The organism is Vibrio splendidus, assembly GCF_003345295.1.
GTDB lineage: Bacteria > Pseudomonadota > Gammaproteobacteria > Enterobacterales > Vibrionaceae > Vibrio > Vibrio splendidus_K.
This window is the reverse complement of sequence record NZ_CP031055.1, coordinates 2,716,065-2,729,303: the sequence shown is the minus strand read 5'-3', so window position 1 is coordinate 2,729,303 and position 13,239 is coordinate 2,716,065. Positions and strand designations below refer to the sequence as shown.

Annotated in this window: 16 protein-coding genes and 1 other RNA gene; 9 read left to right on the top strand and 8 right to left on the bottom strand. The window is 45.2% G+C overall.

Annotation, left to right across the window (positions count from 1 at the left end; all coding sequences use genetic code 11):
- Positions 1–54 precede the first annotated feature (54 nt).
- The 4 genes from rpiA to zapA all read right to left on the bottom strand — a co-directional run bounded on the left by rpiA (position 55) and on the right by zapA (position 1,941).
- Positions 55–711, bottom strand: coding sequence for a ribose-5-phosphate isomerase RpiA (gene rpiA, locus DUN60_RS11970; RefSeq protein ID WP_017077789.1), 657 nt, complete (start codon positions 709–711; stop codon positions 55–57).
- A gap of 121 nt (positions 712–832) precedes the next feature.
- Positions 833–1,432, bottom strand: a complete 600-nt coding sequence (locus DUN60_RS11965) for a 5-formyltetrahydrofolate cyclo-ligase (RefSeq protein ID WP_114634018.1) — start codon at positions 1,430–1,432, stop codon at positions 833–835.
- A 6-nt stretch (positions 1,433–1,438) separates the two neighbouring features.
- A non-coding RNA gene (gene ssrS, locus DUN60_RS11960) (6S RNA) lies at positions 1,439–1,621 on the bottom strand.
- Between the two features lie 11 nt (positions 1,622–1,632).
- Positions 1,633–1,941, bottom strand: coding sequence for a cell division protein ZapA (gene zapA / locus DUN60_RS11955; protein WP_004735366.1), 309 nt, complete (start codon positions 1,939–1,941; stop codon positions 1,633–1,635).
- A 307-nt stretch (positions 1,942–2,248) separates the two neighbouring features.
- Here zapA and DUN60_RS11950 point away from each other — a divergent pair, with 307 nt between their 5' ends.
- Genes DUN60_RS11950 through DUN60_RS11940 form a run of 3 tightly spaced genes read left to right on the top strand, consistent with a single transcriptional unit; the run spans position 2,249 to position 5,263 of the window.
- Positions 2,249–2,824, top strand: a complete 576-nt coding sequence (locus tag DUN60_RS11950) for a YecA/YgfB family protein (protein WP_114634017.1) — start codon at positions 2,249–2,251, stop codon at positions 2,822–2,824.
- Positions 2,825–2,848: 24 nt separating this feature from the next.
- A complete protein-coding gene (gene ubiH / locus DUN60_RS11945) occupies positions 2,849–4,027 on the top strand; it encodes a 2-octaprenyl-6-methoxyphenyl hydroxylase (protein WP_114634016.1) in 1,179 nt (392 codons plus the stop codon).
- Between the two features lie 12 nt (positions 4,028–4,039).
- A complete protein-coding gene (locus DUN60_RS11940; protein ID WP_102548043.1) occupies positions 4,040–5,263 on the top strand; it encodes an FAD-dependent 2-octaprenylphenol hydroxylase in 1,224 nt (407 codons plus the stop codon).
- Between the two features lie 155 nt (positions 5,264–5,418).
- Here DUN60_RS11940 and DUN60_RS11935 read toward each other — a convergent pair whose 3' ends face one another.
- The 3 genes from DUN60_RS11935 to ygfZ all read right to left on the bottom strand — a co-directional run bounded on the left by DUN60_RS11935 (position 5,419) and on the right by ygfZ (position 7,624).
- The gene (locus DUN60_RS11935; protein WP_004735370.1) at positions 5,419–5,625 is read right to left on the bottom strand and encodes a DUF1107 domain-containing protein; all 207 of its coding nucleotides are present in this window, start codon (positions 5,623–5,625) and stop codon (positions 5,419–5,421) included.
- A 561-nt stretch (positions 5,626–6,186) separates the two neighbouring features.
- Complete coding sequence (locus DUN60_RS11930) at positions 6,187–6,648, bottom strand: aminoacyl-tRNA deacylase (protein ID WP_114634322.1); 462 nt, start codon at positions 6,646–6,648, stop codon at positions 6,187–6,189.
- 4 nt (positions 6,649–6,652) lie between these two features.
- On the bottom strand, positions 6,653–7,624 hold the full coding sequence (gene ygfZ / locus DUN60_RS11925) for a tRNA-modifying protein YgfZ (protein WP_065682872.1): 972 nt from the start codon (positions 7,622–7,624) through the stop codon (positions 6,653–6,655).
- A gap of 167 nt (positions 7,625–7,791) precedes the next feature.
- Here ygfZ and DUN60_RS11920 point away from each other — a divergent pair, with 167 nt between their 5' ends.
- Together DUN60_RS11920 and DUN60_RS24975 are read left to right on the top strand one after the other, a co-directional pair.
- Positions 7,792–8,052, top strand: coding sequence for an FAD assembly factor SdhE (locus tag DUN60_RS11920; RefSeq protein WP_004735374.1), 261 nt, complete (start codon positions 7,792–7,794; stop codon positions 8,050–8,052).
- Positions 8,000–8,428 carry a protein YgfX gene (locus tag DUN60_RS24975; protein ID WP_339373951.1) on the top strand — a complete coding sequence of 143 codons (429 nt, stop codon included), beginning with the start codon at positions 8,000–8,002 and terminating at the stop codon, positions 8,426–8,428. Before DUN60_RS11920 ends, DUN60_RS24975 begins: the two co-directional genes overlap by 53 nt.
- A gap of 110 nt (positions 8,429–8,538) precedes the next feature.
- Here DUN60_RS24975 and nadB read toward each other — a convergent pair whose 3' ends face one another.
- Positions 8,539–10,155, bottom strand: coding sequence for an L-aspartate oxidase (nadB, locus tag DUN60_RS11910; protein ID WP_102518303.1), 1,617 nt, complete (start codon positions 10,153–10,155; stop codon positions 8,539–8,541).
- A 389-nt stretch (positions 10,156–10,544) separates the two neighbouring features.
- Here nadB and rpoE point away from each other — a divergent pair, with 389 nt between their 5' ends.
- Genes rpoE through DUN60_RS11890 form a run of 4 tightly spaced genes read left to right on the top strand, consistent with a single transcriptional unit; the run spans position 10,545 to position 13,199 of the window.
- Entirely contained in the window at positions 10,545–11,123 is a 579-nt protein-coding gene (gene rpoE, locus DUN60_RS11905; RefSeq protein WP_004735377.1) for an RNA polymerase sigma factor RpoE, read from the top strand.
- Between the two features lie 26 nt (positions 11,124–11,149).
- Complete coding sequence (locus DUN60_RS11900) at positions 11,150–11,773, top strand: sigma-E factor negative regulatory protein (protein WP_114634015.1); 624 nt, start codon at positions 11,150–11,152, stop codon at positions 11,771–11,773.
- Complete coding sequence (gene rseB / locus DUN60_RS11895) at positions 11,770–12,732, top strand: sigma-E factor regulatory protein RseB (protein ID WP_114634014.1); 963 nt, start codon at positions 11,770–11,772, stop codon at positions 12,730–12,732. Before DUN60_RS11900 ends, rseB begins: the two co-directional genes overlap by 4 nt.
- Entirely contained in the window at positions 12,729–13,199 is a 471-nt protein-coding gene (locus tag DUN60_RS11890; protein ID WP_017084321.1) for a SoxR reducing system RseC family protein, read from the top strand. Before rseB ends, DUN60_RS11890 begins: the two co-directional genes overlap by 4 nt.
- The last annotated feature ends 40 nt before the right edge of the window (positions 13,200–13,239 follow it).

Sequence of the window (13,239 nt, the reverse complement as noted above, 5' to 3'; positions counted from 1 at the left end):
CGCCCTTGGGCACCGTATGTAATGAAGTAACAGAAAAATTCAATCTTCTATTATTTATTCTTCAATTTTTGCACCTTCAGGTGTACCTGTGATAACCACATCAGCACCACGGTGAGCAAATAGACCAACCGTAACCACACCAGCGATACCGTTGATGATATCTTCTAATTGTTTCGGGTTTTCGATCGCCATGCCGTATACATCTAGGATCATGTTGCCATTATCAGTGGTGCAACCTTCGCGGTAAACTGGGTCACCACCAAGCTTTACTAGTTCACGTGCAACATATGAACGTGCCATCGGGATAACTTCAACAGGCAATGGGAATTTACCCAACACATCAACGGCTTTAGTACCGTCAACAATGCAAATAAACTTATCAGAGATAGCCGCTACGATTTTTTCACGAGTCAAAGCAGCACCGCCGCCTTTGATCATGTCGCGTGAACCGTTGATCTCATCTGCGCCATCAACATAGATGTCTAACTTGAATACGTCATTACACTCAAATACTTTGATTTCTAGCGCTTCTAGTTTTTCAGTAGAGGCTACAGAGCTTGAAACCGCACCTTTGATTTTTTCTTTCATTGTGCCTAGTGCGTCGATGAAGTGATTTACTGTAGAGCCAGTACCTACACCTACAATGCTGCCTTCTTCAACATATTGAAGTGCTGCCCAGCCCGCTGCTTTTTTCATTTCATCTTGAGTCATGCCATTCTCCTGAATAAGGTCTTGCGCTTTGAATTAATCGTTCGCGTATTGAAGTTAACGTTTGGATATTGGGTTAACGTTTGGATATCGAGGTTAACGTTTGCGGCGCGATTATAGCGCTTTAATGGCTGTTTTCCCATTGCCAAGTCTTACTCGGAGTCACGATTTTAGGTAACGGAATGTCCCACTCTTCAATTGGCAGTGTATCGACATGCTGGCAATCATGAGCTAAACCAATTGGCGTTGCGCCTTCACCAGTCTCAAACCATCGAACCAAGGTACGATCGTAATATCCGCCGCCCATGCCTAAGCGATGCCCTTGAGAGTCAAAGCCTACAAGGGGAGTCAGAATGAGATCGAGTTGCTGACAAGGTTTAACCAGCATCTGATTGAGCTGAGGTTCGACAATGCCGTACTTATTCAAAACAGTGAGTGTGGTTGGAGAGTAATGTAGAAACAGCAGATGTCCGGCAGAGAAGGGGTGTAATACTGGTAAATAAGTTTGCTTGCCTTGCGCCCATAACCATTCAATTAAAGGCTGGGTATCGAGTTCGCCATCAATGGAAATATAGAGGGCGATATGTTGAGCTGACTGAATCTCATCAAGCTGAGAGCACTGCTTAACTAAGTCTATACCGGATTGAGTTTGTTGGTCGCCAGATAAGGCATTGCGTTTGATACGGATCTGTTTGCGAAATTCGCTGCGTGTGAGCGTCTTCATAAGAAGGGATACCCCAAAGTGCCGTTGAGAATAGATGGCCCTTGAACCAGCGAGTTCAAGGCGGATCAGCAATGATTACCGTAGGCTTCTCGGCGGACCGAGCATGCTCAATAGCACTCAAGTACTAACCCTTAGGGATTGCTTATCGGCTCGGGGACGTGAATCCTCTGACAAACACTCCAGGGTAAATTTTGTGTACGCTATTGCTGTCCGTGCTTAACTTTACTGAGGACATCTGAAAGTGATGTCGTGAGCTGTTCCATTCGCTCGGTCAGTGCGTTTTGTTCATCATTTGCTTCAAACTTCTTCGTTTGTAATTCATAGCAAATGTTCAGAGCTGCGATCGTTAGCAGCTTCACTTCATTGGTTACCTTAGTACGTTCAGCCATCTCTTTCAATCGATTATCAAGATCGGCCGCCGCTGCAATCAATGACTCTTCTTGCCCTGGGGGACAATTCACTCGAGTCAGTTTTCCTAATATTTCAACGTCTACCGCTTGATTACTCATGATGGATGAACTCTTTAACGCACTATTTAAGGCTGTTGCCCTTTATCATATTTTTACAAAGAAAAAGTGCAAGTACCGATGAGGAAGCAATCTCCTCTGAGGGAGAAACTATAGGTAAACCGCTATTAAGATTCAAGCTTTTCAGAGTGACTGTTTGTAAATGAGAGCTTGAGCACACAGTAATTCAGCAAATTGAACAATTGGTAGTCAGTCATCCTTCAATTGCTCAGGATCGATGCTTATCAGAATTGGGGTGAAGTGGTACGATTATACTATCGATATAAAGAATAACTGAGCGAGCTATCTGATGAGCGAAACTACTTTACCTGACTACCTAACGGTTGCGACTGAACTTCAATCGGCAAGCCTAGCCGTAAACCCTGCTGAGATGCATGGTTTATTAACGGGTATGTTGAGCGGAGGCTTAAACCTGGCAGATAAAAGCTGGCAACCACTGATCTTTGATTACACCAATGAAGGTATGGGCTGGCCAGATCGCGCATTAACGCTTGCGGAAGCAACGCTAAAAGTAACGACCAGCGAAATCACAGGTTCAGGCATGGAGCTGTCTATGTTGTTGCCGGACGAAGACGCAAGCGCAAGCCTGTTTGATCTTGCGGACGGTGTGTCTGATTGGATTAACCACTTTATTTCTGGTTTAGGCTTGGTTGGCGCTCAATTGAATAAAGCGTCTGACAGTACCAAAGAAGCTTTGGCTGATCTTGAAGAGATGGCAAAGCTGGGTATCGATGAAGAAGATGATATGGAAGAGCAAGCGCAGCTTCTAGAGCACGTTATTGAACACGTAAAAGCGTGTGCACTAACGATTCATGCTGAATTCGGTGCTCGCCCATCTGAAGATGCGGCTCCAACCATTCATTAATCCGCTTGTCGGTTTGAGGTTATAATGGCTCAGTATGATGTTGTAATTGCTGGTGGCGCAATGGCAGGGGCGACCTTAGCCCTTGCTCTGAATCACCTCAGTCAAGGTTCACTGTCTATTGCAGTAGTAGAGCCTTATCAGGTTGATCATCAAGCTCACCCTGGTTTTGATTCTCGTTCGATCGCTTTGTCTTATGGTACGGTGCAGATCCTCGATTCTTTGCATTTGTGGCAATCTATCGCTCCGGTAGCGACCCCAATTAAAGATATCCATGTTTCGGATAGAGGGCATGCCGGAATGACGGACATCTACAGTGAAGAGCTTGCTGTTGATGCGCTTGGCTATGTGGTGGAGTTGGCGGATGTGGGGCGAATCTATCAGCAGAAGCTTGAGTCCGAAGCTGCAATTACGATGCTTTGCCCTGAGTCTGTCAGTCAAGTCGAACGTGAAGACTCGCTAACGACGATTGAGCTGACAAGTGGGCAAACCATAACGACTAAGTTACTGGTTGCAGCTGACGGTGCTATCTCAACCTGTTGTCAGCAACTCAATATCTCATTGAATGAGCATGACTTTGAACAAGTTGCTGTGATTGCCAATATCGTGGCTAGCGAACCTCACCAAGGTCGCGCATTTGAGCGTTTTACTCATCATGGGCCTGTCGCTCTATTACCGATGAGTGACAACCGTTTGTCGCTAGTTTGGTGTTTGTCACCGGAGCAAGCGCAAAAAGTGATGACCCTAAACGACAATGAATTTCTTGAGCAGTTGCAGAATGACTTTGGTTGGCGACTTGGCCGACTCGAGAAGGTAGGCAAGCGTGCCAGTTACCCACTGATTCTTCGTCATCGTCAGCAAAATATCTCTCATCGATTTGCGATTATTGGTAATGCCGCTCAAACGCTTCACCCAATTGCAGGACAAGGTTTTAATCTTGGCATCCGTGATGTGGCTTCCTTGGCGGAAGAGTTGTGTACCCAACTCGATGATGTTGGGCGTTACAATGGTCTTGTTAACTTTAGAAAGCGTAGAGAACAAGATAGAGACACGACGATTACGCTGACATCAAGCCTAGTCCATTTATTCTCAAACGATTTTTTGACTGCTCGCATTGGGCGTAATCTTGGGTTAGCCGTAATTGATAACCTTCCACCACTTAAAGGTCCACTTTTGCGTCATACGCTTGGCCTAGTAGAAAGATAAGGTAGAAAAATAATGATGCAAAGTGTTGATATCGCGATTGTTGGTGGAGGCATGGTTGGCCTAGCGCTTGCTGCTGCGTTGAAAGACAGTGACCTAAGAATTGCCGTCATTGAAGGCAGGGCACCCAGTGAAGGGCTTAGCGAATTGCCTGATGTGCGTGTGTCGGCATTGAGCCGCTCTAGTGAAGTGATTCTTCGTAACTTAGGCGCATGGCAAGGCATTGAACAAAGACGTGCGGCACCTTACCAAGCGATGGAGGTGTGGGAACAAGATAGCTTTGCTCGTATTGAGTTTGACTCGACACGTTTGGCTCAGCCGAATCTCGGTCATATTGTTGAAAACCGTGTGATTCAACTCGCACTGCTTGAACAGGTGAAGAAGCAAGATAATGTCAGCCTGTACATGCCCGCGACGTGCAAAACGATGGCGATTGGTGAAAGCGAAGCATGGCTAACGCTAGATAATGGCCAAGCACTGACCGCTAAGTTGGTTGTTGGAGCGGACGGCGCAAACTCTTGGGTTCGCAAACAACAAGATATCCCATTAACACATTGGGATTACGGACACAGCGCGATTGTCGCGAATATTAAGACCACAGAGCCGCATCACAGCGTTGCTCGTCAGATATTCACACCACAAGGGCCATTGGCATTCCTACCAATGCAGCCAAGCCACATGAGTTCGATAGTTTGGTCTACGGAGCCTAATCGTGCTGAGAAGCTTGTATCCATGTCGGATGCTAATTTTAATAAGCAACTGACGGCTGAGTTCGACTCAAAACTTGGTTTATGTGAAGTGGTTGGTGAGCGTTTTGCCTTCCCATTACGTATGCGCTACGCACGTGACTTTGCTGTAGAGCGTGTCGCTTTGGTTGGTGATGCAGCTCATACGATTCACCCGTTAGCGGGGCAAGGGGTCAACTTAGGGCTATTAGATGCTGCAAGCTTAGCGCAAGAGCTGTTAACGCTATGGGCTGCTGGCGAAGACATTGGTACTAAACGTAACCTTCGTGGCTATGAACGCTGGAGAAAAGCTGAGGCGGCGAAGATGATTGCTTCAATGCAGGGCTTTAAAGATCTGTTTGAAGGCGATAACCCAGCCAAGAAGCTAATTCGTGGTATCGGTATGAAGCTCGCGGGCCAATTACCGGGTGCGAAAGATGAGATCATGAAGCGAGCACTGGGTTTGTCAGGCAATCTTCCTGATCTAGCCAAGCGTCCAGTTACGCACCAATAATCGTGAATCAACAATCGTAAATCAATAGTCGCGCACGGGTGAGCCGTTGTTGATGGTCAGCTGCTGGAGCTGATTGCCATTGACTCAATCTGAACACGAAAAAAGGGTTGGCATTATGCCAACCCTTTTTGTTTTTAATTCTGTAGATAATCAGGTCATGCGTATGCGCAGCGCAGTTTCATGATTTCACTATTTATTTCTTTTACCGTTTGAAAATGACGCCTTTCTGCTCGGTCTGGCAGCACGAGTTTACCGTTATCAAACTCAAATTTTCCTACGCCGTAAATGTAGATTCGTCCTTTGAAAAGTCGACTTACATGTTTAGCAATCATACTCGGTGTATAGCGCTTAAACAGTCTCATTTTAATTATCCTTATATTTACCTAGCCTGCATATTATAGAAAAACTCCGAGATAATAATTGTGATAAGCATGGAGTAATATGCAGTAGAGTTGACGTGAATTAGATATTTGTGCTGTTCTAAGCACTTTCTTCAGTAAATATCTATTTTTACGTGAGCTCCTCCCCAAAATAATACTGAGTAGTGAACTGCTGTGAACTTTCCTGTCCGGTATTAAGCAGTGATAATGTTACAAGTATAAGAATAGGCGGGATTTTTTTGTTTGTGTAATCAAATTGTAAATTTTTGACAAAAAAAAGCCCGTCTAAAACGGGCGAATAGTCACAGATGCATTACACAAAAGTGGATACTGATGTTACTCAGTGGATTCACTTGTACTGATTTGCTTAAAAGCGAGTCAGTAAATTCACAATAACGTAAATTTGCCTTTGTGACTACTTATGCTTTTATTTTGAGTAACTATTTATTACTGGTGTGTTCTTCTTATGACGAACTTCACACTAAAAATGTATTCAATGAAAAGTTGTACTTAAGTTTGCGAACGATGACTCGATCGAAAAGGTCATCGACTGATGTCAGCAACGATTGGTGCGCAAAGGGCCATAAGATCATTGGGATCCAGCGCAACACCAGCCATTCGATCACCCGAGCTAATAGTAACCGTCGAGTTTTTTTGAATTGAAGGATCAAAAATGATCGGCATGTATCTTTTTAGAGCAAGAGGGCCAACACACCCAGCCTTAAAGCCTGTGATCGTTTCAACATCAGCGACTGATACACAGGTCATTCGGCGGCAATTCAGTACCGAGCGTACTTTCTTGGGGTCGACAGAGCGATCACCTGCAGTACAGGCCAACGCATATTGGTTGCCCATGTCCTTGAGCAGGATACACTTCACCATTTGAGAGGCGTCGATGCCTCGCTCTTGAGCTGTTTCTTCGATGCTGGTGGTTGGTTTACTTTGCATCAGCAGGCGATAGTTCACCTGCTGTTGATCCAGCCATTGTGTAATCAGTGTTTCCACGTGGTTACTCGTCGTCAAGGCTGTAAGGCAGTGGCAGGATATTCCATGTTTGATCAGGCTGCGCGGTCAGTCGAAGTTGAACATCGTCATCAAGGTTGTTTGGCAGTACCATCAAACCAATCGCTTGGTTATTAGCAAATTGATAGACATTTAATAGTCGGCCTGCACCACGCCAGTTCTCACCCACGCTACGTTCAAGTTCAATCGTATTCTCTAGAGACAGTACATCTGAAGTTGTTCCAGAAACAATGCGCATCTCACGCTTGTTCATGCCACGGTACTTGGCACGAGCAACCGTTTCTTGACCTGTATAGCAGCCTTTTGAAAAGCTGATACCGCCAATCGCTTGCAGGTTAAGTGCTTGAGGAATGTGCTCGTTTTGCTCTGCTTTCGATAGGTTCGGCTGAGCATCAAGAATTTCATGATACTGCCAAAGCGCTTCTGATACTTTTTCAGCTGAGCTGCTTGATACCAAGGCTTCTGCTGCTTCTTGAGTAACAAGTAGAGCCCAACGGTTGTCTGAGACTTGAACGGCTGTACCACCAGAGATAGTACGCACTTTACCTTGACCCTCTGCAATCGAATCAACGTATTGGTTCGCTGAAGTCCCCATGATTCCGATAACAACGTCAGACGTCTGCTCGATATCAATTTTAGAGAACACGGCGTATTTCTTGATTTCAACTAACTCGACTTCAATTGCCGATTTAGGCTGCATAAGTGCGTAGCCGCCATTGTGGTGGAACAAACGAAAGATACTCCAAACCTTTCCTTTCGCATCACAATGCGCGCCCAATGTAGATTCATCATTAGGAAGAGTGACGACATCGCACGTTACTTGACCTTGTAGGTACGACTTTTTGTCATCGCCTATCATGGTGATTGCGCTCCAGTCTGACACGTGTGTGATCATCAGTTCTGGAAGCGATTCATTTTGCGTATGAGCGAGCGGCTGAAATGTGTTTTTCCAATCCATTTTATCTTTCCTAAGAATTTTATTTGGCTCTATGTTAATCCGGTTCTGTTTCTTTGTCAGCCTAGGTTTTTTTGTGAGCTTAGATAGGGACTGTGACTCACATAGTAGTTGCAGAGCGTATGACTTGTTACACTCCGAGAAAGAAAAATTATAGGTGAGGATAGCCAATGTACACTGCAGAGCAGAAAGCACGAATTAAATGGGGTTGCCGTCGTGGCATGTTAGAACTTGATGTAGTCATCATGCCATTTTTTGAAGAGTGTTTTGATTCATTGCAAGAGCAGGAACAGCGTGAGTTTGTTTCTCTACTTGAGTGTGATGACCCAGATTTGTTTACTTGGGTGATGGGACATGGGCGCAGTGAAAATCTAGGCCATGCTTCAATGGTTGATAAAATTGTCGCACATAACCTCAGCAAGGTTCGTTAAGCTTCAGCTTAAACCTTCATATTCCGCATTATTTGCAAAAGGCATTGTTTCTGGGTGCCTTTTGTTTTTCATCGTATTCTCCTCCATCCCTCTTGTTGCCAGTCTCTACTGTTTGTATCTCATGATCTCTTTATTCAAAACCGATACGGTTGTGGTCAATGCGGCTCAAGGTTGTTTCGATTACAAGCACGATGGGGAAGTTAGGTTGAATGACCAACATTATGTTCTCAAGACCGTCGATAAGGTTTGGGCGCAATTTTTCGTTAAGCTGAGTTTTGAATGCGGGCATTCGGTACTGTTATGGCGAGATAGTTGTGATGAGCGTGAGTATCGACATTTTCTGGCAAACCTACAACGAGCCCGCGAGATAAGCTAGAGCATCAAATAAAAGAAAGCGTTAGACAAAAGAAAAGAGAGCACTTGGCTCCCTTTCATCTAATTGCTTTTAGTTAACGCACCAAGCCGCTAATAACTTTTAACCAATGGTTATGATTGGTTTCTCTCTGGTGTGAGAATAGTTGGGCCGCTGTCTTCTGCAAGTTCTGGGTAATCCAACGTGTAGTGTAAGCCGCGGCTCTCTTTACGTTGCATCGCACAGCGAACCATTAGCTCAGCAACTTGTAGCAAGTTACGCAGTTCTAATAGGTTGTTCGAAACCTTAAAGTAGCTGTAGTACTCATGAGTTTCTTGCTGCAGCATCTGAATACGGCGCATTGCACGTTCTAGACGTTTGTCCGTTCGAACAATACCCATGTAATCCCACATGAACAGCCTTAGCTCGTGCCAGTTGTGCTGAATGATCACTTCTTCATCACTGTTGGTGACTTGGCTTTCGTCCCATGCAGGCAGTTCAGCGCACAGTTGAGATTGGTCGATGTTTTCAACGATATCTTTTGCTGCTGCCCAAGCATACACAACACATTCAAGCAGTGAGTTTGACGCCATGCGGTTCGCACCGTGTAAGCCTGTGTAACTCACTTCACCAATCGCATATAAGTTAGTTAAGTCGGTTTGACCTTGCTTATTCACCATCACACCACCGCAGGTATAGTGCGCAGCAGGTACGATCGGGATCGGCTCTTTGGTCATATCAATCCCTAAATCCATCAAACGAGTATGGATCATTGGGAAATGCGTTGTGATGAACTCTTCAGGCTTGTGGCTGATATCAACATACATGCAGTCAGCACCTAGGCGCTTCATTTCGAAGTCAATCGCACGAGCAACCACATCACGCGGAGCCAGTTCACCACGCTCGTCGAAGTCCTTCATGAAGCGAGAACCGTCTGGACGACGCAGGTAGGCACCTTCACCACGCAGTGCTTCCGTTAGCAAGAAGTTACGCGCTTCTGGGTGGAACAAGCAAGTTGGGTGGAACTGGTTGAACTCAAGGTTTGCTACTCGACAACCCGCACGCCAAGCAATAGCAATACCATCGCCTGAAGAGACATCTGGGTTTGATGTGTATTGATAAACCTTTGAAGCGCCGCCTGTAGCTAATACAACAAATTTAGCGCGCACGGTTTCAACGTGTTCTTGGTTACGGTTCCAAATGTAGGCACCGATAACTTTGTCTTTCGAACCACCAACCTTATCTTCTGTGATCAAATCTAGCGCATTGTGGCGCTCGAAGATCTCGATGTTGGGGTGATTGTTGACGTTATCTTGCAGTGAGGTTTGCATTGCCATGCCAGTTGCATCGGCAGCGTGCAGAATTCGGCGGTGGCTGTGGCCACCCTCACGAGTGAGGTGATATTTTGGTTGGCCTTCCGTGCTGTTCTCATCTTTATCAAATGGAACACCACCATCAATCAGCCATTGCACACACTCTTTAGCATTTTCAGCAATGAATTGAACTGTATCTTCTTCGCATAACCCAGCCCCAGCAATTTGAGTATCTTCTACATGAGACTCAATACTGTCCGACTCATCGAACACCGCGGCGATACCACCTTGTGCGTAATACGTCGATCCTTCGCTGCGTGGTCCTTTGCTTAATACAATTACTTTTGCATGTTCTGCTACACGTAAGGCTAATGACAAGCCTGCCGCACCACTTCCTACCACTAATACATCACACTGATGTTCACGGTTTGCGTTCATAAAACTTATTAAATCCCGGGCTATAGTCGAGTTGTCCACTCTCAATTGACGTTGTCTTGTTTTAGGAGTTTGGCTAAGACTGTTATAATCTCTCCAAAGTCATACTAAAACGCTACACAAAATCAATGTACAGACAGCTATCTAGAAATATTTAATTGCTCAATACCATTGCTTTTGCTCAAGTTTCCCCAAATTGATAGGGATAGCTATTTTTATTACATCACATTGTGAAACAATAATGGCAAATAATTTTAAGAAAGTTGGAACTTTCGGTATTTGGCTTAGTCACAATAGTGCTCTTGTAGACGGTGGTGTCAATACTACATTTCGCATAATTAGTACCCATATCTGTGAAGGTAAGGGTTATAACAATAGGAGTACCCGCTCGAATGAACGAGCAGCTAACCGATCAAGTGTTGATTGAGCGAGTTCAGAGTGGAGATAAGCAGGCTTTTAACTTACTAGTGGTTAAGTACCAAAATAAAGTTTGTAATCTTATCTCTCGATACGTGAATAATTCCGGTGATGTACCTGATGTAGCACAAGAAGCTTTTATTAAAGCTTACCGCGCGATACCTAACTTTCGTGGCGAGAGTGCCTTCTATACATGGTTGTACCGAATTGCCGTGAACACCGCTAAAAATCATATCGTTGCCCAGAGCCGTAGGCCGCCAGCAACAGATGTAGATGCAGAAGATGCAGAATATTACGAAACAGGCAGCGCGTTAAAAGAAATATCGAACCCTGAGAACTTAACGCTGTCAAACGAATTGAAACAAGTTGTTTTTGGAGCGATTGAAGCGCTACCAGAAGACTTAAAAACTGCAATGACGTTGCGTGAGCTCGAAGGTTTGAGCTACGAAGAGATTGCAGAAGTAATGGATTGCCCTGTAGGAACCGTACGTTCGCGTATTTTCCGAGCTCGTGAAGCGGTGGAAAAGAAAATTAAGCCTCTTTTGCAACGCTAGAACTTGTAATAATTATGGTGAAAATAATGGCTGATAAAGAAAAGCTTTCGGCACTCATGGATGGTGAAACGATCGATAAAGCTCTCATTGTAGATCTCGAATCTGATCAAGAAAGCATGGATACCTGGCAGAGTTACCATCTAATTGGTGATGTTATGCGTGGGGATGCGCCAGAAACTCCAGAGTGGAACATTGCTAACAGTGTTGCGGCAGCGCTTGATAATGAGCCTGCACATAGTGTAATGCCGAACCTGCACCAAGTGCGTGTTGAACCAACTGTTGCTCCAATTGAAGAGCAGCCTAAACCTCAGCAAGCGAAGCGTCAGCTTCCGGCGTGGTTACAACAGTTTGGACAAGTTGCCGTGGCAGCGTGTGTCTCACTAGTCGTTGTACTAGGTGTTCAACAATATGGTGGCAGCGACCCTGCTGCGCCAGAGCAGTTGCCTGTACTCCAGACGATTCCATTTGCGGGTTCTGCGGAACCAGTAAGCTTAACGCGAGACTCTGTTGAGAAGCCAGCATCTGAAGCTAACTTGCAAGAGCAGCGCAAACGCGTTCATGCAATGCTAGAAGATTATGAGCTGCAGCTAAGATTAAACAGTGATGCATCGCCAATGCAAGATGCACATCTAGAATCGGACATTGAATGAAGAAAATCCTGGTCAGTGCACTGACACTGTTCAGCTTGATGTCTCCAACAGCCTTTGCAGAGGAACCCACTGCAAAGGCGTTGTTACATCAGATGAACGAGGCCAGTCAGCATCTAAATTACGAACTCTCCTACATTTTGATCAAGAAGAGCAGTATTGAACCTCTTGTTTATCGCCATGCGGTTAACGACGACCAACAACTTGCACACCTTGTTTACTTGAGCGGGCCTATCCGTGAAGTTATTCGACGTGGTGATGAAGTCAGTTATATTGAACCGGGCACAGAACCGTTTACCATTCAATCTGGCAGTATGGTTGCCCCTGTTATTCCGATGATTAATCGAGATATTGACGCGCTCAACGACTATTACGATTTCGTTAAAGTTGGCCGTGCTCGTGAAGCTGGAAGTACTACGCAAGTATTGCGCGTGGTACCGAAAGATGGCCTTCGTTACTCTTACGTCGTTTGGGTAGATGAAAAAACGAGTCTTCCTTTACGTGCCGATCTGTTGGATCGTGATGGCGAAGTGCTTGAACAGTACCGTACTATCTCTTTCGTGGTGAACGATAAGATTGCTGAGGCAATGGGGGGCTTGAATAGCGCTCAACTGCCAAAAGTTTTATCACTGCCGGAAGGCCTAGTGAGTGAAACTAATTGGCAAGCCTCTTGGATACCTGAAGGGTTTAAATCAAAAGAGCTTAGTCGTTATCCAATGGCTGCGACCGATAAAATGGTTGAAAGCCAACTTTTCAGTGATGGGTTGTTTAGCTTTTCAGTTTATATCGCCGATAAAGACGAACATTCATTGAAAGGGCAGTTGGTACGCCAAGGACGCAGAACCTTACACAGCTTAGTGATTGGTGACAAAGAGATCTCTGTGGTGGGTGATATTCCGCCAGCAACGGCCAAACGTATTGCGCAATCAGTTACGTTCAATAAACCGGTACCAGCGCAATGATGACGGCGCTGGCAACCGTTAGCTCGGTTGAACAAAGCGGTCAACAATACTTTGTTCAACTGAGCTGCGAACAACAAACCAGTTGCAGCAGTTGCTCATCTCAAAAAAGCTGCGGAACGGGTATTGTCACTAAAGCTGTCGGCAATAAATCCTTGTTTTGGCAGCTTAAAACCAAAAGTTTAGTTAAAGCCGGACAGATCGTGGAAATTGGCTTTCCAGAAAAAAGCCTACTGCAGTCTGCGGCTATTGTTTACCTCATTCCACTTTTCATGTTGATGATTGGTGCTGGTTTTGGACAACTCTTGTTGCAACCCTTACTCCAAGGGGGCGAGGGCATTGTTATCTTAAGCGCTGCTCTGTTTACTGCTGGTGGCATTGCCTTAGCGAAGCGGTTAGCCAAACCTATGGAAGACAAATCCAAGCAAGAAGTCGTCTTGATTCGAATCCTAGGCGAGCCTCTCGTCTAATTTATGATGCTTCTTGCCCTTAAATTGGGTAGAATCTGCC